Genomic DNA, 20751 nt, shown 5'->3' on the forward strand with positions numbered 1-20751 from the left:
GCCCCCGTCACGAGGCCTGGTAAAGAAGCTCGCCGCCCACCGCGGTGCCGAGCACCCGGGCGTCCTCCACAGTGGACAGTGGATCCGCGGACAGCACCACGAAGTCCGCGAGTTTCCCCGGCTCCAGCGTGCCGAGGTAGCTCTCCGCGAAGGTGGCGTACGCCGAACCGTAGGTATAGGCGCGCAGTGCCTCCGCCGGGGTCAGCGCTTCCTCGACCGAGAACGGTTCGCCGGTGGACGTCCGGCGCTTGACCATGTCGGCGAGGCCCAGCAGCGGGGCGCCGTCGACGACGGGGCGGTCTGAGCTGGCGGGCAGCACGCAGCCGGCGTCCAGGACGCTGCGGAGGCGGTAGCACCACGGCACCCGTGATTCGCCGAGGGCCGCGCGCATGCCGTCGCCGAGTTCGTTCACGAATCGGCCTTGCGGGGACGCGATCAGGCCCAGCGAGGCCAGGCGGGTCAGCTCCGCGGGCGGCAGCACGGCGCAGTGCTCGATGCGGTGCCGGTGGTCGGGGCGCGGGTTGGCGGCGAGGGCGGCTTCGTAAGCGTCCAGGACCACCGTGACGGCTCGGTCGCCGATGGCGTGGGTGGCGATTTGCCAGCCGGCGTCGTGGGCTTGGCGGATGGTGCGCGTCAGCTCGTCCTCGGGCACCTGGAAGTAACCGCGGTTGTCCGGTTCGCCGGCGAACGGTTCGTGCATCGCGCAGGTGCGGCCGATCAGCGAGCCGTCGGCGAAGAGCTTCATCGGGCCGACGCGCAGCCACTCGTCGCCCAGGCCGGTGCGCAGGCCCAGGTCCAGGCCGAAACCGGCGCCGTCCGGCAGGTCGTGCAGCACGCTCGCGGCGACCATCACCGTGCTGCGCACTCGCAGGACGCCGCGTTCGCGCGCGAGCTGGTACGCGGCCAGTTCGGCCGGTGTCTCGCCGACCAGGCCGCCGCCGATCCCGGCTTCCTGGACGCTCGTGATGCCCTCGGACAGGTACTGCCGGCTAGCTCGGTCGAGGCCGCGGACCACCGATTCGAGCGGCGTCGGGTACGTCAGCGGACGCAGCAGCAACTGCGCCTGCTCGCGCAGCAGGCCGGTCGGCGACCCGTCAGCCGACCGGACGACGTCGCCGCCGACCGGGACGTTCGCCAGGTCCAGCTGGTCCAGCACCGCAGAGTTGACCAGCGTCATGTGGCCGGACGTGTGCTTGAGCCGCACGAGCATGCCGGGGGCGGCCCGATCGAGGCCATGCCGGTCGGGGTGTTCGCCGCCGGCGAGCTTGTTCTGGTCGTAGCCGCTGCCGACGACCCAGCTCCCGGCGGGCAGCTCGGCCGCGCGCCGCGCCACAGCGGCATACACCTCGTCGACGCTGCGGCAGTCGCTGAGCGGCACGTCGTCGAGGCCCATGCCGAACCAGGCCATGTGGTTGTGCGCGTCGTGGAACCCGGGCGCGACGAAGCCCCCGCCGAGATCCACCCGGCGGCGGGCGGACAGCTCGCGCGCGTCGTCGCCCAGCGCCACGATCCGGCCGTGCAGTACCGCCAGCGCGGTGTCGCCGGTGACCAGCCTGGCGTTCTCGTACACCGCGTCAACCTGCATGCCTTCGACACTATCGATCGATCGATCGAACGTCTAGGCTCCCTCCCATGAGCACCGTTGACCTGGCCGTCGAGGGCGGCATCGCGCAGATCCGGCTGAACCGGCCCGAGCGGCTCAACGCCGTCGCGCCCGTGCTGGTGGACGACTTCCTGACCGCGCTGGAGGAGGTCGCGCACAGCGACGCCCGCGTCGTCCTGCTCGCCGGCAACGGCCGCGCCTTCTGCGCCGGGCACGACCTGAAGGAACCCACCCCCGAGGGTGATTCCCGGGCCCGGCTGGAGCGGCTCCAGGACGTCACGCGCCGGCTGCGCGCGCTGCGTCAGCCGGTGATCGCCGCCGTGCACGGGTACGCGATCGGCGCGGGCGCGGAGTTCGCGCTGGGCTGCGACCTGATCCTGGCCGCCGAGGACGCCGTCTTCGCGTTCCCCGAGGTGTCGCTGGGGCTGAGCGTCACCGGTGCCGCGTCGAGGCTGCTCCCGCTGCTGGTCGGGCCGGTCAAGGCCAAGGAACTGCTGCTGCTCGGCGACCGGTTCGACGGCCGCCGCGCGCACGACCTCGGCCTCGTCAACGCCGCCGTGCCGGCCGACGAGCTGATGCCGCTGGCGCTCGGCTGGGCGGAGAAGATCGCGCATCACCCGCCGGAGGCCGCCACGATGGCGAAGCGGGCGCTGGACGCCGGGATCGACCACGCCTTCGACTCCGCGCTGGAACTCGAGGTCACCCACGCCCTGATCACCGAGCACTCGGCCGCCGTCCGCGCGTCGACCGAAGCGTTCCGGAGCCGGGCGTGACGCCGCTGCAGCACGTCGACACGCTGGTCGCCCTGGTCACGCGCGCCGCGCAGCTCTGGCCCGAGCGCACGGCGTGGATCTTCGACAGCACCGATGCCCGATTCACTTTCGCCGAGGTCGACGACCACAGCGGACGCCTCGCGAAAGCGCTCCAGGACCAAGGCGTCCAGGCAGGCGATCGCGTCGCGGTGATGCTCCGCAATGAGCCGGAATTCCCGCTCCTCTGGCTCGCGCTCGCCAAACTCGGCGCAGTTCTGGTCCCGGTGAACATCAACTACCGCGAATTCGACGGCGCGCACGTCCTGCGCCACTCCGGCGCGCGACTCGCGGTGGCCGCCGAAGAGTTCGTGGAACTGCTGGAGAAAATCGCGCCGGAAACGGCCGTGGAACGCGTCCTCACGCCGGACGCGCTGCGATCGGAAACGCGCTGCGAACCGGAATCGGTCGTGGCCGAACAGCCGGTGAACATCCAGTACACGTCCGGCACCACCGGCGCGCCGAAGGGGTGCGTGCTGCCGCACCGCTACTGGACCACGCTCGCGATCGGCCTCGCCACCTGCTTCCCCGCCGTCGGCGAAGACGACATTCTGCTTACCGCACAACCGTTCCACTACATAGATCCACAGTGGAACGTCGCGCTCGCGCTGGCCGCCGGGGCGACGCTCGTCGTACTGGACCGCTTCCACCCATCCACGTTCTGGGCGAAGGTCCGCGAGCACGAGGTCACCTGGTTCTACTGCCTCGGCCTGATGCCGACGCTGCTGCTGCGCCAGCCGCCGCATCCGGACGACCGGAACCACCGCGTCCGCGCGATCAGCGCGTCGGCGATCCCGCCCGACCTGCACGCGCAGCTGGAGCAGCGCTGGGGCGTGCCGTGGTACGAGGCCTTCGGGATGACCGAGACCGGCGGCGACATCCGGGTCTCCGAGGCCGATCACGACGCCGCGGTCGGCACCGGCTGCATCGGGCGGCCGACCCGCGACCGCGAGGCGATGATCGCCGACGAGAACGGGAAACCGTTGCCGCGCGGCGAAACCGGCGAACTGCTGATCCGCGGTATCGGGCTGATGCACGGCTACCACGAGGATCCCGAAGCGACCGCGCGCGCCTTCGCCGGCGGCTGGTTCCACACCGGCGACCTCGCGCGGATGGACGCCGAGGGCCGCGTCTACTACCTCGGCCGCACCAAGGACATGATCCGCCGCAGCGGCGAGAACATCTCCGCCGACGAGGTCGAGCGTGCGCTGCTGCAGCATCCGGAAGTGCGGCTCGCGGCCGTGCTCGCGGTGCCGGACGAGCTGCGCGGCGAGGAAGTGAAGGCGTACGTCGTGTGCGGCGAGAACCGCCCGTCGCCCGAGGAGCTGGCGGAGTTCTGCGCCCGGCAACTCGCGTACTTCAAGGTGCCGAGGTTCTGGACGTTCGCGGACGACCTGCCGCGCACGCCGTCGGAACGCGTCGCGAAGGGCGAGCTGCGCAAGGTCGCCGACCTCCGCGCCGGGTCCTGGGACCGCAGCACCGGGGAGTGGCAGTGAGCAGCGCCGAGCGCGTCCGGGCAGCGGCCGTGAAACTGTTCGCCACCAAGGGTTTCCACGGCACAGGCATTCGGGATCTGGCCCAGGAGGCCGAACTTTCTTCGGCGACGCTCTATCACTACATGGGCACCAAGGAAGATCTTCTTGTCGAGATCATGACGACCTCGCTGCGCCGCCTGATCGACGCGGTCGCGAAGGCCACCGCGGGCAGCGACGATCCGGTGGTCCGGATGCGCACGCTGGTCGCGCTGCACGTCCTCGCGCACGCCGCGCAGCCCGGCGAAACCCGGGTGGTGGACAACGAAGTCGACGCGCTTTCGGCTCCGGCGCGTGCCCGCGTCGTCGCACTGCGGGACGAATACGAGCAGTACTGGGCCGACGCGATCGAGGACGGCGCCGCGGCAAACGTGTTCCACACCGCACAACCGGCCGTGACCCGGCTCGCATTGCTGGAAATGTGCAGCGGGGTGGCCCGGTGGTATTCGCCGAAAGGCCCGCTCAAGCTCGAAGACCTGGCCACGCACTACGCGGAACTGGCATTGCGGGTGCTCGGACATCCGGTCGCGGTGCGTGCCCGCGACCTCCGGCAATGCCTCGAAGTGGTCGCCCAGGTGTGGGACTTGCCTGTCCAAGAGGGCTTTTAGCGCCATACGCCTTGCTCAGACGGCGAACGTGGGGGACGCTCGAAGGGTGACTGAGCAAACGATCCAACTCGAACTGGACGACTCGGGTCTCTCGCCTGGCCTGCCCGCACCCGCAAACCCGCGCGATCAGGTCCAGGACGTCCCGTATCGGCCAGTCGAGTTTCGTGACGACGACCTGCCCAGCGCGCTCGAGCGCTGTGCAGTATGGCTGCGCCAAGCGCAGGAGTGGCTGGGAGAACCGCTCGACGTCCTCGCGATCCACCTAGACTACGACGAGCGCCAGGGTTCGCCCTACTACGACGTGAAATTGCTGTGCAACGAGGAGGACCTAGCCGGGGTCCCGATCGCGATGCGCGACAAGAACAAGTCTTAACACTCGTCATCTCCGCCGCGAAGGCCCTCTCGGACTCCGAGGGGGCCTTCGCCGCGTTCGCCGGTAGGGGCATGACAAACCTCGGCGCACCCGGGCAAGATCGGAGGCGGACGAGGGAGGGTATTGCCGGTGACCGAAATCGTGGTGCGCTGGTCCGAGCCGCTGCCCGCGGAGGACCGCTACCTGAAGCTGCTGGACGACCTGGAGCGCGGCCGCTACGACGCGTACCGGCTCGAAATCGACCAGCGCCGCTTCCTGACCGGCCGGGTGCTCGCGAAGACGCTCGTCGCGGAACGGCTCGGCGGCGCGGCGGAGTCCGTGCGTTTCGACGCGACCTGCGACGACTGCGGCAAACCGCACGGCCGTCCGCGCGTGCCGGGTTCGGACCTCGTGCTGTCGATCTCGCATTCGGGCAATCTGATCGGTCTCGCGGTGACTGACGGGGTGCCAGTGGGCCTCGACGTCGAAACGGCCAGCCGCAAAGCGGACGCCTCGCTCGTGGAGTACGCGTTGAGCCCGGCCGAACGGGAAGCCGTCGCGGGCCTGTCGGACGAGGAGCGTTCGGCGGCGTTCTTCATCTACTGGACCCGCAAGGAAGCGGTGATGAAGGCCACTGGCAAGGGGCTGAAAATCCCGCTGCAGAGCATCACGTTCTCCCGTTACGACGCCCCCGCCGAACTGGTGGCGTCCGGCGACGACGCGCTCGACCCGGCGCGGACCCGGCTCGCCGACCTCGAGGCGGCCGACGGGCATCGGGCGGCGGTGGCGGCGTTGACCGCGGACAGCCTGAGCGTCACCGAGGAGCACTGGCTGCCGTAAGCCTCGCCAGGGGTGTCGTGAGTGGCTACGCCGGTTCTAACCGGCTGCCATGTTTCAGGACCTCACGGACAGATGTGTTTCAGGACTTCGTGGACGGTTTGTGGTTGGTGAGGCGTTGGTAGCGTACTGATCTGTTGAGGGTGAGCTGGCGGGCGAGGGTGTCGCCGGTCATGACGGTGACGCGGTCTGCTTGCCAGTAGACGGTGGCGGTGTGTCCGGCCCAGTGGCGTCCGAGGACGATGGAGCAGCCGGAGAACGCGATGACGCCGGTGGCGGAGACGGGGCGGGCGGTGACGCCGCTGGGCTGGTGCGGGCCGGTGGCGGGGGCGGCTTTCGGTCGGGCGTCGTAGCGTTGCTGGGGTGTCTGGCCGTCGAGGCTCTGGTGGCGGCGGTGGTTGTAGATCCGCCGGTAGTCCTCGAGCAGTTGTTGCAGGTCGGCGAGGGTGTCGGCGGGCGGTCGGGCGGCGAGCCATTTCCGCAGGGTCTGGTGGCTGCGTTCGTCTTTGCCGCAGGTTTGCGGGTGGTGCGGGGTGGAGGCGATGGCGGTGATCCCTCGCTCGGCGAGGCGGCGTTCGAGTTCGACCATGCGGCCGCGGTGTTTGCCGGAGAAGGCCAGTCCGTTGTCCGAGAGCAGCCGGACGGGCAGGCCGTGGCCGGCGAAGGCGTGTTGCAGCGCGGCCCAGGTGTCGGCGCCGTTTTCGCTGGCCGCGGCGTAGGTGCCGACGTCGAGGCGGGAGTGGTCGTCGAGGATCTGGACGATGCAGACTTTGGTGCCGTCGGCGAGGCAGTGCTCCATGCCGTCGATCTGCCAGCAGCCGTTGGGGTCGGCGTATTCGAACCGGCGGCGGGTCCGGGGTTTCTTGCGGGGTTGCGGGACGATCTGGCCGTGGGCGCGCAGGATCCGGTAGACCGAGGACTGCGAGGGCACGGGGGTGGTTCCGGCGTCTTCGAGTCGCCAGCGGATCGAGATCGGGCCGTTGTCGAGTCCTTCGTCGGCGAGTTCTTTGCGGGCCCGCAGCACCGCCTCGGCCGCCTCCGGCCCGAACGTGGTCGGGCGGCGGTGCGGGGCGGTGCTGCGGCGGGTGAATCCGTCGGCGCCCTCGGCCCGGAACCGGTTCAAGTACTTGTGGAACACGCCTCGGGACAGGCCGTGCTCGCGGCAGAACCTCGCGATGTTGACGTTTTCGCCTGAGGCGGCGCGGGCGACCGCGGCGACGAACTCGGGATCCATCGAAAACCCTGTTCTGCCCATCGCCGCATGATCACCACGAAACAACTGGTCACCACGCCGACAGGCCGGTCAGTGTTCACGATGTCCTGAAACATCAACTGTTCACGATGTCCTGAACTGGAGCAGCCGGTTAGAACCGGCATTGCCACTCACGAGGCGCTGTCGTCCAGCCCCATCGCGCCGAGCAGCGTGCGGAACTTCGCGATCGTCTCCTGGTACTCCGTGTCCGGGTCCGAGGCGGGCACGATGCCGCCGCCCGCGTAGAGCCGCATCGAGTTCTCGGCCACCTCGGCGCACCGGATCGCGACGGCCCACTCGCCGTCGCCCGCCGCGTCGACCCAGCCGACCGCGCCCGCGTAGTAGCCGCGGTCGAACGGCTCCAGCTCCTGCACCAGCTCGCGCGCGGCGACGGTCGGGGTGCCGCAGACCGCCGGCGTCGGATGCATCGCGGCGGCGAGGTCGAGCGCGGTCACCGAGCGGTCGGCCAGCTCGCCGGTGATGGACGTCCGCAGGTGCCAGATCGCGGGGGTGGAGACCAGCTCAGGACCGGCGGGGACGTCGAGCTTGCGGCAGAACGGCCGCAGCGACTCGACGACGTAGTCGATCACCAGGTCGTGCTCTTCCCGGTCCTTCGCGGACGCGAGGAGGGCTTCGCCGTTGGCCCGGTCGGTCTCCGGGTCGGCCGAACGCGGCATCGACCCGGCGTGCGGGGTCGTGAACACGGAGTCGCCCGCCCGGGAAAGCAGCAGCTCGGGCGTGGCGCCGACGAGAGTGCGGCCACCGGGCAGTTCGGCGGCGTAGGTGAAGTGGCGCGGGTTGCCGCGCGCGAGGTTGCGCACGATCCCCTCGACCGGGATCGGCGCGTCGAATTCCAGCTCCAGCGCGCGGGCCAGCACGGCTTTGCGCAGGTCACGGTCGCGCAGGGCGGCGACAGCCGCCCGCACGTTCTCGCGGTGGCCTTCGGCGGACGGAAGCCGCCGGGTGGCCGCGGGAGCGGGCAGGTCCGCTGCGGGCGGAGCAGCCGGGGTCTCGGCATCGGCCTGGGCGCGATGCACCGTCCGGGGCAGCACGAGGTGCCCCGGCGAGGAAGCGCCGGGTCCGGTGTCGAACGGCAGCACCCCGACAGCGAGCGGCACACCGGAACGCTCCAGCTCAGCGGCTGCCGAGCGGGCGAGGCGGCGAGGGTCGGCGTCGGTGACGGTGCCGAGCGCACCGCGGGCGAGCAGGGCACGCCGGGCGGTCGCGAACAAGAAGTCGCCGCGCTGGTAGCGGACGGTGGTCTCGGCCGGGGTCGCCGGCACGGTACTGGTCGTCACTCCACCAGCGTCTCAGGATCCGGGAGCGCCGCGGGGAAAGTGTCGCCGGTGCAACACCTTCGCGCACACCTTCCCCGCGGCCGCCGGATCAGCGTTACTTGAGCGCGTCGATCAGCGCTTCGCGCTGCCGTTCGCCCAGGCCAGCGGCCCGGCGGTCGGGGTCGATCCCCGCCTGCTCGAGCAGCGCGGCGACCTTGACCGCGCCCAGGCCGGGCACCGCCTTGAGAAGCTGCGTGACCTTCGTCTTGCCGACGGTCTTGTTCTCCTTGGCCCGCTTGAGCACCGACTCGATGCTCTCCTTGCCGGACTTGATCGAAGCGAGCAGCTCCGAACGCGCCTTACGAGCCTCTGCCGCCTTGGCGAGGGCCTCGGCGCGCTGCTCCGGAGTCAACGTGGGCAGAGCCAACGTAATGTCCTTTCCTCTCAGGTCTCCGCTTTCGCGGCCGACGGTCTCAGCCGATGCTTGCAGCTGCAAGCGCTGGCCAGCCGTCACTTACCACGGCCCCAGTAAACGCCACGTGCCCGCAGTACGCGCAACCGACACGCACTTATCACCCGTCGACGGGCACGGCGGACCTGCGCGAGGGGACCCCTCGCGACCTGTGAAAACGGCCTCGAAGGGCTCATTTCCACCCCATTACCTCACCCGAACGGGAGTGTATTTCGACGCAGTTAACACAACGCATTTTCTTGTCCCGCAACAGAAAGCGCGACAGAAGTGGATCATGAACGGCCGGGGCCGCCACCCGATGGCGGGAGGGCTCCGACAAGCCGTTACCGAACTTGTTCGTGCCTGATCCGGCGGATGCGCATTAGAGTCGGGCGCACCCCCAGTTCACCGGCGAACCAGCACCACGGGAGTCACCCATGTTGAGCACGATGCAGGACGGACAGCTGTCGCTCGCGAAGCTGCTGCGCCACGGCACGAAGGTGCACGCGAAGAGCGAAGTCGTCACCTGGACCGGTTCAGAAGCCCGCCGGGAGACGTACGCGGAGCTCGGCAAGCACGCCGCCCGGCTGGCGAACGCGCTGCGCGGTCTCGGCGTCACCGGCGACCAGCGGGTCGGCACGTTCATGTGGAACAACGCCGAGCACCTCGCCGCCTACCTGGCAGTGCCCGCCATGGGCGCGGTGCTGCACACGCTGAACATCCGACTGTTCCCCGAACAGCTGGTTTTCGTCGCGAACCACGCCGAGGACCACGTCGTCATCGTCGACGGCACGCTCGTCCCGCTGCTGGCGAGCAACCTGCCGGGAATGAAGACGGTCAAGCACGTGATCGTGGCCAACGGCGACGCGTCCGCGCTCACCGCGCCCGAGGGCGTCACCGTGCACTCCTACGACGAGCTGCTGGCCGGGCAGTCCGACGAGTTCGACTGGCCGGAGATCGACGAGCGGGCCGCGGCCGCGATGTGTTACACGTCCGGCACCACGGGCGACCCGAAGGGCGTCGTCTACTCGCACCGGTCGATCTGGCTGCACTCGATGCAGGTCTGCATGACCGACAGCATGCGGCTCGCCCAGGAAGACCTGGCGCTGGCGATCGTGCCGATGTTCCACGCGATGTCGTGGGGCCTGCCGTACGCGGCGATGATGGTCGGCGCCTCGCTGCTGATGCCGGACCGGTTCTTGCAGCCGGCTCCGATCGCGGCGCTGCTGGCCGCGGAGAAGCCGACCTTCGCCGCGGCGGTGCCGACGATCTGGCAGGGCCTGCTCGCGCACCTGGACGCGAACCCGCAGGACATCAGCCACGTGCGCGAGGTGGTCGTCGGCGGGTCGGCCGCGCCGCCGTCGCTGATGCACGCCTTCGAGGAGCGCTACGACGTGCCGATCCTGCACGCGTGGGGCATGACCGAGACGTCGCCGCTGGGCAGCGTCGCGCGTCCGCCCGCCAGCGCGACCGGCGAGGAGCGCTGGGCCTACCGCTACACCCAGGGCCGGTTCCCGGCGTCCGTGGCGGCCCGGCTGATCGGCGACGACGGCGAGGAACTGCCGTGGGACAACGAGGCGGTCGGCGAGCTGGAGGTCTCCGGTCCGTGGATCGCGGGCGCCTACCACGGCGGGTCCGATATCGACCCGGAGAAGTTCCACGACGGCTGGCTGCGCACCGGCGACGTCGGCAAGATCAGCCCGGACGGCTTCCTGACGCTGACCGACCGCGCGAAGGACGTGATCAAGTCCGGCGGCGAGTGGATCTCGTCGGTGGACCTGGAGAACGCGGTGATGGGCCATCCGGCGGTAGCCGAGGCGGCGGTCGTCGGCATCCCGGACGAGAAGTGGGACGAACGGCCGCTGGTCGCCGTCGTGGTGAAGGAAGGCCAGCAGGCCACCGCCGAAGAACTGCGCGAGTACCTGTCGGACAAGGTCGCGAAGTGGCAACTGCCGGAGAACTGGACGTTCGTGGCGGAGGTGCCCAAGACGAGTGTCGGCAAGTTCGACAAGAAGCGGCTGCGCGCGTCCTACTCCGAGGGAAAGCTCGACATCTCACACCTCTGAGCGGTAAATCTCCGGCGAGTTGTCGGCCTGGGAAGGACTCCGTGCGGGAATCTGTTGCACGCAAGGAGTCCTTCCCAGCACGTCGGAGGAGAACTGGGGATGCAGCAGCGAAGCAGGAGGGCGTTCCTGTCGTTGGCGGGAACGGCGGCGGTGGGAGCGGTCGCGGCGGCGTGCGGGTCGAATACCGGACGGCCGGGGGATCCGCCGCCGTCCACGGCGATGTCGGCGGGGGCTTCGACCCCGTCGCAGGCCCCGAAGGCCACGCTGCAGCAGTGGTACCACGCCTACGGCGAGGACGGCGTGCAGGAGGCCGTCAAGAACTACGCGGCCAGCTACTCGGGCGCGAAGGTCAACGTCGTGTGGAACCCGGGCGACTACGACTCGAAGATCGTCACCGCGCTGCAGAACAGCCCGGTGCCGGACGTCTTCGAGGCGCAGGTGAAGATCGACTGGGTCCGGCAGAACCAGGTGGTGTCGCTGGACGACATCATCGGGCCGGTCAAGAACGACTTCAGCCCCGCCGTGCTCGCCGCGCAGACCGTGGAGGGCAAGGTCTACGGCATTCCGCAGGCCACCGACACGCAGGTCATCTTCTACCGCAAGAGCATGCTGCAGGCTGCGGGCGTGCAGCCGCCGCAGACGGTGGACGAGCTGATCGACGCCGCGAGCAAGCTGTCGAAGGACGGCGTGAAGGGCCTGTTCGCGGGCAATGACGGCGGCGTCGGCACGCTCACCGGGCCGCTGCTGTGGTCGGCCGGGCTGGACTATCTGAAGAACAACAACCGCGAGGTCGGCTTCGACGATCCGCGTTCGGCCGCCGCGTTCAGCAAGCTGCACACGCTGAACACCAACGGTTCCCTGCTGCTCGGCGCTCCCGCCGACTGGTCGGACCCGGGGGCGTTCGTCGACGGGCTCTGCGCGATGCAGTGGACCGGGCTGTGGAACGTCCCGAAGGTCCGCGACGCGCTCAACGACGACTTCGGCGTCCTGCCGTTCCCGAAGCTGGACGACAGCGGCAAGCCCTCGGTTCCGGTCGGCGCATACGGCGCGATGGTCAACGCGAAGAGCGCGCACGTCAACGAGGCCAAGGCGTTCGTGAAGTGGCTGTGGATCGACCAGACCGACAGCCAGCTCGAATTCGCCACCCGCTACGGCTTCCACGTGCCCGCGCGGCAGAGCCTGATCGACAAAGCGCAGACGCTGCAAACCGGTCCGGCCGCGGACGTGGTGAAGTTCGTCAAGGAGAACAGCCACCTCATCGGCGGTCCAGTGTGGACACAGACCTCGAACACCGCGCTGTCGGACGCGGTCGCGAAGATCGCCAAGGAGGGCGCGGACCCGGTGGCGCAGACGAAAGCCGCGGTCACCGTCGCGCAGTCCGAGCTGAAACGCCTTTTCGGATGAAGCTGTCCCGGAAAACCCGGGATACGCTGGCGTTCTGGGGGTTTGTCGGCCCGTTCCTGCTCGGACTGGCGATCTTCGCCTACGTGCCGATCGGGTGGAGCCTGTACCTGTCGTTCTTCGACGCGCGCAACACGGTCACCCCGAGCGTCTTCGTCGGCCTGGACAACTACGCGCACATGCTTTCCGACGGCCCGTTCGTCTCGAGCCTCGGCACGTTCAGCGTGTTCGCGGTGTTCATCGTGCCGCTGACGTTCGTGCTGTCGCTGGCGCTGGCGGTCGGCGTGAACCAGCTGCGGTTCGCGAAGGCGTTCTTCCGTTCGGTGTTCTTCCTGCCGTTCGCGTGTTCGTACGTGGTGGCGTCGCTGATCTGGAAGACGTCGCTGTTCTCCGGCGTCCGCTACGGCCTCGCGAACACCGTGCTCGGCGTCTTCGGCATCGACCCGGTGGCGTGGACCGGCACCGTGCACCCGCCGCTGTACTGGATCGTGCTGGTGACCGCGCGGCTGTGGCTGCAGCTCGGCTTCTACATGATCCTGTTCCTCGCCGCGCTGCAACGGATTCCGCAGCATCTGTACGAGGCGGCCTGGCTCGACGGCGCGAAGCCGGGCTGGCAGGTCTTCCGGCACATCACGCTGCCGCAGCTGCGCGCGACGTCGGTGGCAGTGCTGCTGCTGAACCTGATCAACGCCTATCAGGCGTTCGACGAGTTCTACAACATCATGGGCGATTCCCGGGGCTATCCGCCGTTCGCGCGGCCGCCGCTGGTGTACCTCTACTACACCTCCCTCGGCTCCGGCGGCCAGGATCTGGGCCGCGGCAGCGCGGGCGCGATCATCCTGGCGCTGCTGATCGCCGTGGTCACTCTTCTGCAGGGCAAGCTTTTCCGGTTCGATCGGAGCGCGTCATGATCCGCGCGGTGCTTCGCTGGACGGCGCTCAGCGTGTCCGCGATCCTGTTCCTGCTGCCGTTCTATCTCTTGCTGCGCAACGGTCTCGCATCGCGCGCGGAGCTCACCGCGCCGGGCTGGACGCTGTGGCCGAAGCAGATCCACTGGGAGAATTTCACCAAGCTGTTCGACCAGCAGGACGTACCGTTCGCGCGCAGCATCCTGAACTCGGTCGTCGTGGCGGTCCTGCAGACCGTCGGCCTGCTGGCGGTGTGCTCGCTTGCCGGCTACGGGCTGGCGCGGGTGCCGTACCGCTACTCGAAGCCGGTTTTCTACGCGGTGCTGGCGACGCTGATGATCCCGACGTCGGTGACGTTCGTGCCGAGTTTCGTGGTGGTGTCGACGCTCGGCTGGCTCTCGGATTTCCGCGGGCTGGTGATCCCGGGTCTGTTCAGCGCGTTCAGCGTTTTCCTGTTCCGGCAGTACTTCCTCGACTTCCCGAAGGAACTGGAAGACGCCGGCCGCGTCGACGGCCTGTCCCGCTGGGGCGTCTTCCGCAAGATCGTGGTGCCGAACTCGCGCGGCTTCTTCGCCGCGATCGCGGTGATCACCGTGATCGGCAGCTGGAACGCGTTCCTGTGGCCGCTGATCATCGCGCAGTCGCCGGACTCGTGGACGGTGCAGGTCGCGCTCTCCGGACTGCTGACCGCGCAGAACCCGCAGCTGAACCTGCTGTTCCTGGCCGCGGTGCTGTCGATCGTGCCGATCGTGCTGCTCTTCGCGTTTCTCCAGCGGTATCTGGTACGCGGGGTCACCGAATCCGGGTTGAAAGGCTGAAAACCGTCACATCGACCGGCGACCGCGCGTAACGTTTCGCCGTTAGCCGCCGACGACTCACCGTCGCCACAGTCGTAGCAGGAGTGCACCCATGACGGACCCTTATCAGCAGCAGCCCTACCCCGGCCAGGACCCGGCTCAGGGTCATCCGTCCGGGCCTGTCCCGGCACCCGGGTATCCGTCCGGACCGACGCCCGCGCCGGGGTACGGCCAGCCGCCGGTGCCTTACGGCGCGCCGATGTACGGGTCGCCGTATGCCGCTCCGTATCCGGGCGTTGTCCCGCTCAAGACCAGCGGGCTCGCGGTGGCCGGGATGGTCGTCGGGATCGTCGCGTTGATCTTCTTCTGGGTGCCGTTCTTCGACGTGGTCGCGGCTATTACGGCGATCGGCCTCTCCTGGGCGGGCATGGTGCAGGCGGGCAAGCCCGGGTGGACCGGGCAGGGCATGGGCATCGCCGGGCTGGTGTGCGGGATCCTGGCCGCGATCCCGGCGGTGATTTTCTTGATCTGGTTCTTCGTGTCGTTGTCCGCGGTGGGGGCTACCTGCGCGTTCTACTGCTGAGGTCCTTCCCGGTCCTGGCATTCGAGTTCGGCCAGGTGCGCCAACGCTGGAAGCGCCGCCACGAGGGCCTCGACCTCGTCGGCGGCGAGTTCGCCGATCAGCCGCGCGAACGCGTCGATGCCCGCCTGGTGCCGCTCCCGCACGTACGACGCGCCGGCCTCGGTCAGCCGCACCAGCGTGACCCGCTTGTCGGCCGGGTCGCCTTTCCGCTCGACCAGACCGGATTCCTCCATCGCCCGGACCAAGGCGGTCATCGCGGGCTGGGTGACGCCCTCGATCGCGGCCAGTTCGGTGATGCGTCGCGGGCCGCACCGGTGCAGGGTCGCCAGGGTGGCGGCGGAGGTCATGCTGATCCCGCGCGGAAGGCGTCTCGCGGCCCTGGTGGCCAGCCCGTAGAGGACCGACCCGATCGCCGCGGAAGCGCCCTGAGTGTCGTCGTCTTGACGGCTCATCCGTGAAGCATAGAGTATTTATATAAATGTTCTATGCATCCGGAGGTTTCCATGGCCAAGGGTTACTGGGCCAGCATCTACCGCGTCATTTCCGACCCCGAGAAGCTGGCCGCCTACAACAAGCTGGCCGGTCCGGCCGTTCAAGCCGGAGGCGGGCGGCTCCTGTCCCGTGACGGCCGGGTCGCCACCCGCGAGTCCGGAATCGCGGAACGCGCCGTTCTGATCGAGTTCGACAGCTTCGAACAGGCCGTCGCGGCCTACGAGAGCGAGGCTTACCAGGAGGCACTGGCAGTCCTCGCCGACGGCGTCGAGCGCGACTTCCGCATCGTCGAAGGCATCGACTGACCGACCCGCCGATCGCGGTTTCGCGAGCCCGCGGGGACGTCCGGCACCGCGACCACCCCTCCGTTCGGCGGTAGCACCCCTCTCGCCCGTGTGACAAAGTCTCCCGCGTTGTCACGGCAAATGTGAGAGACCTTCGCGTTCTGCTTTGGTCTCGTTCACCGGCCGGTCATGGACATCCGGGAGCGTGCTGCAGCACGGGCGAGAGGCGGGGAGCGGGAACATGGCGGAACTGACCAGGCGGGCGTTCACCACCGCGGGCGTGGCCGGGGTGGGGTTGCTGCTCTGCACTCCGACGGCCAACGCACTGGACCGGGCGTTGCGGCGGACCAGTCAGCGGGCCGTCCGGACCGGCGGCACGACGCTGGAACAGGCCGCTTCCGGGGCGCCGACGGGGTACTCGCGGCTGTCCGCCGGGCCCGGCTGGCCGGTCGCGGTTCGGGCGGATCTTGTCGAGGCCAAGGCCGGACGTGACGATCGGCGTACCGCGCTCGGGGCGTTCGTGCAGTTCACCGACTTACACATCACCGACACCGAATCGCCTGCCCGGTTCGAGTATCTGCATCCGTTCATCGGGTCCGCGCATCGGCCGCAGGAAACGCTGGGCACGGTGGCGACCAGCGCGCTCGTCAAGCGGGTCAACAGCTTGCGCGCGGGGCCGTTCACCGGGCGGCAGTTCGACTTCGTCATGACCACCGGCGACAACACCGACAACCACGAGCTGCTCGAGCTCGACTGGTTCCTCACGACGCTCAACGGCGGCGCGATCACGCCCAATTCCGGCGACCCGAACCGCTACGAGGGTGTTCAAGCGTCGGGCAACCCGGAGTTCTGGAATCCGGGCACGCGGCTCGCCGACGACTACACCAAGAAGGGCTTTCCGCAGATCCCCGGGCTGCTCGAGGCCGGGATCTCGTCGTTCACCGCGCCGGGGTTGAACCTGCCGTGGTACTGCACGTTCGGCAATCACGACGACAGCGTGGTCGGCACGCTGCCGGAGGGCATCCCGGGCATCGAGGCCTGGTACACCGGCAAATACAAGGTCATCGGCAAGGACGAGAGCAGCGCGCGCAAGCTCGGCACCGCCATCCAGCAGGGCCAGAGCGTGCCGCTCGGCGAACTGTTCGGCGGCGGCACCGTTCGCGAGGTCACGCCGGATCCGCGGCGGCGGCCGTTCAGCACTTCGGAGTTCGTCAAGGCGCATCTGGCCACGAAGAACACCGGACCCGGGCCGGTCGGGCACGGCTTCACCGACGCGAACTCCGATGGGCGCAACGTCTACTACACGTTCCGGATCGCGCCCGGCGTCACTGGCATCAGCCTCGACACCACTACTCAGGGCGGGTTCGCTGACGGGTCGATCGGGCTCGCGCAGTTCAACTGGGTCGAGTCGACGCTCAAGCGGAACAGCTCGACGTACTACGACTTCTTCGGCCGCAAGGTCACGCACTCCGTCACCGACGAGCTGTTCGTCCTCTTCAGCCACCACACCAGCGGCACCATGGGCAATCTCCTGCCTGACGCGCGCCATCTGCTGGACCCGCGGCTCAACGGCGACACGTTCGTCGCGATGCTGCAGCGTTTCCCGAACGTCGTGGCCTGGGCCAACGGGCACACGCACCTCAACAAGATCACCCCGCACGTCGGCAAGACCCCGGCGCAGAGCTTCTGGGAGATCAACACCGCCAGCCACATCGACTTCCCGCAGCACGCCCGCGTGATCGAACTGGCCGACAACCACGACGGCACGCTTTCGGTGTTCACCACGCTCATCGAGGCCGACGCCCCGTACGCCGTGGACTACTCCGCCCGCACGCCCGACGCGCTCGCCTCGATGTACCGCGAGTTCTCCTACAACGACATCCACGCGAACCTCAGCCACGTCGGCGAAGCGGGCGACCGCAACACCGAGCTGCTGCTCGCTAACCCGCTCAGCTGATTACCCGCGAGGTAATCGACGCCACGCGCCTGGCTGCGGTTGACTGCTCGGCATGACCGACGTCGAAGGCACGCAGCTGTTCCACAAGACGATGCCGTTCAGCGAACGGCTCGGCATCGAGGTGCTGGAGCACGGCCCGGACCTGGTCCGCAGCCGGATCGCGTGGGACGAATCGCTGTGCACGCTCGGCGGCGTGCTGCACGGCGGCGCGCTGATGGCGCTGGCCGATTCGACCGGAGCCGTCTGCGCGTTCCTCAATCTTCCCGAGGGCGCGCAGGGCACGACGACGCTGGAGTCGAAGACGAACTTCCTGCGCGGCGTCCGTTCGGGGTACGCCACCGCGTCGTCCAGACCACTGCACGCCGGGCGCCGAGTCGTGGTCGTCGAGACCGAAATCCGCACCGACGACGGCAAGCTCGCCGCGAAAATCACCCAGACGCAAGCAGTGTTGTAGCGACGGCTCTTTACTTACCCGCTCCGGAAGGCGAAAATCTTTGGCTACCACTGGGGTCTGGGGACGGAGCCGGAATGCGGGTTCGCGGATTGTGCACGTTACTGTCCATCGTCATGCTCACGGCTGGTGCGACACAGGCCGCTGCTGAACCGCGGCACGCGCGGAACGACGAGGCCATCGACTACCACGAATGGTCGTCCGGCTCGTTCTTCGCGGGCCGGCTCGACGGCCTCGGCTTCGGCTACGGCGGCCTGCGGATCACGCATCCGGCGGGCAGCGTCGCGCACACCGAACCGGGGCTCGGCACCACGCGCACCTACGACTACGGCACCTGGACGTCGCCGAAGTACCGGCAGGGCTTCGACGCGACACAGCTGATCGCGTCGTGGAACGCGCGCACCCCGGCGAAGACGTGGCTGGAGGTCCAGGCGCGCGGCCGGACTTCGGCTGGAGCCGAAACCACTTGGTACACCATGGGCCGCTGGGCCAGCGGGGACGCCGACATCCACCGCACCAGCGTCGACGGGCAGAGCGACGCCAACGCCTCGGTCGACGTCGACACGCTCGCCACGAAGGCGGGCGTCACGCTGCGCTCGTACCAGCTGCGCGTGACGCTCTACCGCGAGCAGGGTTCGCCGACCACGCCGACGCTGTCCTCGCTCGGCGCGATGACCTCGAACGTGCCGGACCGGTTCGACGTCCAGACCACGAAACCCGGCCGGGCGCGCGGGATCGAGCTGAAGGTGCCGCCGTTCGCCCAGAACATCCACAAAGGACAGTTCCCGCAGTACGGCGGTGGCGGCGAGGCCTGGTGCAGCCCGACCTCGACCGAGATGGTCGCCGAGTACTGGGGCCGCAAGCCGTCCGCGCAGCAGATGGACTGGATCCCGGCGGACTACCAGGACCGGTCGATCGTCTACGCCGCGCGCAACACCTTCGACTACGCCTACGACGGCACTGGCAACTGGCCGTTCAACACCGCGTACGCCGCTTCGCTCGGGTTGCGCGGCCACATCACGCGGCTGCACGACCTCAACGAACTCGAGGGCTACATCGCGCGCGGCATCCCGGTGATCACCTCGCAGTCGTTCCTGTCCAGCGAACTCGACGGCGCGGGCTACGGCACGGCCGGGCACCTGATGGTCGTCGTCGGTTTCACCCAGGCGGGCGATGTGATCGCGAACGACCCGGCGTCCAGCTCCGACGGCCGCGTGCGCACGGTGTACAAGCGCGACCAGTTCGAGAAGATCTGGCAGCGCACGAAGCGGCACACCGAGAGCGGCGCGGTGGCCGGCGGGCCGGGCGGGGTCGTTTACCTGATCACGCCGTAAACGCGCTGGTCCGCCTTGCCGTTTCGGGGCTACATTCCCGTCCGTGAGCGAACCCTCGGACACTTTGACCGACCCGCGCGAGCTGCTGCTCGCCTACCTCGACTACTACCGGGCGACGCTGCTGCGCAAGCTCGACGGCCTGTCCGACGACGAGCTGCGCACCAGCAGGCTCCCGTCGGGCTGGACCCCGCTCGAGCTGCTCAAGCACCTCGCGTTCGTGGAACGGCGGTGGCTGCGCTGGGGATTCCTTGGCGAGGACGTGGATCCGGTCTGGGGCGACGAGGACCCCGAGACCAGGAAGTGGACGGTCGGCGCGGACGAATCGGCGGAGTCGGTTCGGGCGCTCTTCCTGGAAGAGTGCGAGTCCTCTCGTGCGATCGTGTCCGGCGCGCGGCTTGAGGACATCGCCCGCGGCACCGGCCGCTTCACGCCTCCGGCGCAGCCGCCCGCGTTGAGCTGGATTCTGTTTCATGTGCTGCAGGAGTACGCGCGGCATGTGGGGCAGCTGGATGTGGTGCGCGAGCTGGCGGACGGGGCGACCGGCGAGTAGCGACCGATCCGGGCTATGGCGACATGCGCATGATCCGTGATTAGCTGCCCCTGAAACGCCGTCGAAGGGTTGTGCATATGCCGTACGAGGTCCAGGGAGTCGTGTCACGGGCCAAGGGTGAGCCGGTCACGCTCGAGACGGTGGTGGTTCCGGACCCGGGACCGGGCGAGGCCGTCGTGTCGGTGCAGGCGTGCGGGGTGTGCCACACCGACCTGCACTACCGCGAGGGCGGGATCAACGACGAGTTCCCGTTCCTGCTCGGGCACGAGGCCGCCGGGCGGGTGGACAAGGTCGGCGCGGGCGTCACCGATCTCGCGCCCGGCGACTACGTGATCCTCAACTGGCGTGCGGTCTGCGGCACCTGCCGGGCGTGCAAGCGCGGCAAGCCCTGGTACTGCTTCTCGACTTTCAACGCCGAGCAGCCGATGACGCTCACCGACGGCACGAAGCTGTCGCCCGCGCTGGGCGTCGGGGCCTTCCTCGAGAAGACGTTGGTCCACAGTGGACAGTGCACCAAGGTCGACGAGCGCGCTGAACCCGCCGTCGCCGGGTTGCTGGGCTGCGGCGTGATGGCCGGGCTGGGCGCGGCAATCAACACCGGCGCGGTCGGGCGCGGCGATTCGGTCGCGGTGATCGGCTGCGGCGGCGTCGGCGACGCGGCCATCGCGGGCGCGCGGCTGGCCGGAGCGACCACCATCGTCGCGATCGACACCGACGACCGGAAACTGCAGTGGGCCAAGGACTTCGGGGCCACGCACACGGTCAACAGCCGCGGCCTGAGCGAGGAGGACGTGGTCGCCGCGATGCAGGACGCGACCAACTCGTTCGGCCCGGACGTCGTGATCGACGCGGTCGGCCGTCCGGAGACCTGGCGCCAAGCGTTCTACGGACGCGACCTCGCCGGCACCGTCGTGCTGGTCGGCGTGCCCACGCCGGACATGAAGCTGAACGACCTGCCGCTGATCGACTTCTTCTCGCGCGGCGGTTCGCTGAAATCGTCGTGGTACGGCGATTGCCTGCCGTCGCGGGACTTCCCGATGCTCGTCGACCTGTACCTGCAGGGCCGGCTTCCGCTGGACAAGTTCGTCACGGAGCGGATCGGCGTCGACGGCGTGGAGCAGGCTTTCGAGCGAATGCACCACGGCGACGTGCTGCGCAGCGTGGTGGAGTTCTGATCCTTTTCGCCGACGCGGATTATCCGGCCGAC

General features: G+C 69.0%; 21 protein-coding genes. 16 read left to right on the forward strand and 5 right to left on the reverse strand.

Annotated features, from left to right (window positions below):
- Nucleotides 1-7: 7 nt before the first annotated feature.
- Nucleotides 8-1585, reverse strand: a complete 1578-nt coding sequence (locus ABD156_RS29930; RefSeq protein WP_344281119.1) for an amidohydrolase — start codon at nt 1583-1585, stop codon at nt 8-10.
- A 47-nt stretch (nt 1586-1632) separates the two neighbouring features.
- On the opposite strand from ABD156_RS29930, the gene ABD156_RS29935 reads away from it, so the two are divergent.
- The 5 genes from ABD156_RS29935 (at nt 1633) to ABD156_RS29955 (ending at nt 5744) form a co-directional block, all read left to right on the forward strand.
- Complete coding sequence (locus ABD156_RS29935; RefSeq protein WP_344281121.1) at nt 1633-2376, forward strand: enoyl-CoA hydratase/isomerase family protein; 744 nt, start codon at nt 1633-1635, stop codon at nt 2374-2376.
- Complete coding sequence (locus ABD156_RS29940) at nt 2373-3908, forward strand: ATP-dependent acyl-CoA ligase (RefSeq protein ID WP_344281123.1); 1536 nt, start codon at nt 2373-2375, stop codon at nt 3906-3908. The genes ABD156_RS29935 and ABD156_RS29940 overlap by 4 nt, the downstream gene beginning before the upstream one ends.
- Nucleotides 3905-4552: a TetR/AcrR family transcriptional regulator gene (locus ABD156_RS29945; protein WP_344281124.1), complete on the forward strand. Its 648-nt coding sequence runs from the start codon at nt 3905-3907 to the stop codon at nt 4550-4552. The genes ABD156_RS29940 and ABD156_RS29945 overlap by 4 nt, the downstream gene beginning before the upstream one ends.
- Before the next feature lie 46 nt (nt 4553-4598).
- Nucleotides 4599-4925, forward strand: a complete 327-nt coding sequence (locus ABD156_RS29950) for a hypothetical protein (RefSeq protein ID WP_344281126.1) — start codon at nt 4599-4601, stop codon at nt 4923-4925.
- 129 nt (nt 4926-5054) lie between these two features.
- On the forward strand, nt 5055-5744 hold the full coding sequence (locus ABD156_RS29955; protein ID WP_344281128.1) for a 4'-phosphopantetheinyl transferase family protein: 690 nt from the start codon (nt 5055-5057) through the stop codon (nt 5742-5744).
- Between the two features lie 79 nt (nt 5745-5823).
- On the opposite strand, the gene ABD156_RS29960 is transcribed toward ABD156_RS29955, so the two are convergent.
- The 3 genes from ABD156_RS29960 to mihF all read right to left on the reverse strand — a co-directional run bounded on the left by ABD156_RS29960 (nt 5824) and on the right by mihF (nt 8697).
- Entirely contained in the window at nt 5824-6996 is a 1173-nt protein-coding gene (locus ABD156_RS29960; RefSeq protein ID WP_344281129.1) for an IS481 family transposase, read from the reverse strand.
- Nucleotides 6997-7124: 128 nt separating this feature from the next.
- Entirely contained in the window at nt 7125-8291 is a 1167-nt protein-coding gene (locus ABD156_RS29965; RefSeq protein ID WP_344281131.1) for an isochorismate synthase, read from the reverse strand.
- 94 nt (nt 8292-8385) lie between these two features.
- Entirely contained in the window at nt 8386-8697 is a 312-nt protein-coding gene (gene mihF / locus ABD156_RS29970) for an integration host factor, actinobacterial type (protein WP_020664542.1), read from the reverse strand.
- Nucleotides 8698-9158: 461 nt separating this feature from the next.
- On the opposite strand from mihF, the gene ABD156_RS29975 reads away from it, so the two are divergent.
- The 5 genes from ABD156_RS29975 to ABD156_RS29995 all read left to right on the forward strand — a co-directional run bounded on the left by ABD156_RS29975 (nt 9159) and on the right by ABD156_RS29995 (nt 14476).
- Nucleotides 9159-10787 (forward strand): long-chain fatty acid--CoA ligase, encoded by a 1629-nt coding sequence (locus tag ABD156_RS29975; RefSeq protein WP_344281132.1) that lies wholly within the window; start codon nt 9159-9161, stop codon nt 10785-10787.
- A 99-nt stretch (nt 10788-10886) separates the two neighbouring features.
- The gene (locus ABD156_RS29980) at nt 10887-12191 is read left to right on the forward strand and encodes an ABC transporter substrate-binding protein (protein ID WP_344281135.1); all 1305 of its coding nucleotides are present in this window, start codon (nt 10887-10889) and stop codon (nt 12189-12191) included.
- Entirely contained in the window at nt 12188-13099 is a 912-nt protein-coding gene (locus tag ABD156_RS29985; RefSeq protein WP_344281137.1) for a carbohydrate ABC transporter permease, read from the forward strand. The genes ABD156_RS29980 and ABD156_RS29985 overlap by 4 nt, the downstream gene beginning before the upstream one ends.
- Nucleotides 13096-13914 (forward strand): carbohydrate ABC transporter permease, encoded by an 819-nt coding sequence (locus ABD156_RS29990; RefSeq protein WP_344281140.1) that lies wholly within the window; start codon nt 13096-13098, stop codon nt 13912-13914. The genes ABD156_RS29985 and ABD156_RS29990 overlap by 4 nt, the downstream gene beginning before the upstream one ends.
- A 91-nt stretch (nt 13915-14005) precedes the next feature.
- Entirely contained in the window at nt 14006-14476 is a 471-nt protein-coding gene (locus ABD156_RS29995) for a DUF4190 domain-containing protein (RefSeq protein WP_344281143.1), read from the forward strand.
- Here ABD156_RS29995 and ABD156_RS30000 read toward each other — a convergent pair.
- Entirely contained in the window at nt 14467-14928 is a 462-nt protein-coding gene (locus ABD156_RS30000) for a MarR family winged helix-turn-helix transcriptional regulator (protein ID WP_344281146.1), read from the reverse strand. The two genes, ABD156_RS29995 and ABD156_RS30000, sit on opposite strands and share 10 nt — an antisense overlap.
- A 51-nt stretch (nt 14929-14979) precedes the next feature.
- Between ABD156_RS30000 and ABD156_RS30005 the strand changes: the two genes are divergently transcribed.
- The 6 genes from ABD156_RS30005 (at nt 14980) to ABD156_RS30030 (ending at nt 20719) form a co-directional block, all read left to right on the forward strand.
- Nucleotides 14980-15273 (forward strand): DUF1330 domain-containing protein, encoded by a 294-nt coding sequence (locus ABD156_RS30005; protein WP_344281149.1) that lies wholly within the window; start codon nt 14980-14982, stop codon nt 15271-15273.
- A gap of 220 nt (nt 15274-15493) precedes the next feature.
- A complete protein-coding gene (locus ABD156_RS30010) occupies nt 15494-17209 on the forward strand; it encodes a TIGR03767 family metallophosphoesterase (protein WP_344281152.1) in 1716 nt (571 codons plus the stop codon).
- A 52-nt stretch (nt 17210-17261) separates the two neighbouring features.
- Entirely contained in the window at nt 17262-17663 is a 402-nt protein-coding gene (locus ABD156_RS30015) for a PaaI family thioesterase (protein ID WP_344281155.1), read from the forward strand.
- A gap of 74 nt (nt 17664-17737) precedes the next feature.
- Nucleotides 17738-18994: a peptidase C39 family protein gene (locus ABD156_RS30020; protein ID WP_377928098.1), complete on the forward strand. Its 1257-nt coding sequence runs from the start codon at nt 17738-17740 to the stop codon at nt 18992-18994.
- 43 nt (nt 18995-19037) lie between these two features.
- Complete coding sequence (locus ABD156_RS30025; RefSeq protein WP_344281161.1) at nt 19038-19544, forward strand: DinB family protein; 507 nt, start codon at nt 19038-19040, stop codon at nt 19542-19544.
- 77 nt (nt 19545-19621) lie between these two features.
- Nucleotides 19622-20719, forward strand: coding sequence for an S-(hydroxymethyl)mycothiol dehydrogenase (locus ABD156_RS30030; protein WP_344281163.1), 1098 nt, complete (start codon nt 19622-19624; stop codon nt 20717-20719).
- The last annotated feature ends 32 nt before the right edge of the window (nt 20720-20751 follow it).

Source organism: Amycolatopsis albidoflavus (genome assembly GCF_039525725.1).
Classification (GTDB): domain Bacteria; phylum Actinomycetota; class Actinomycetes; order Mycobacteriales; family Pseudonocardiaceae; genus Amycolatopsis; species Amycolatopsis albidoflava.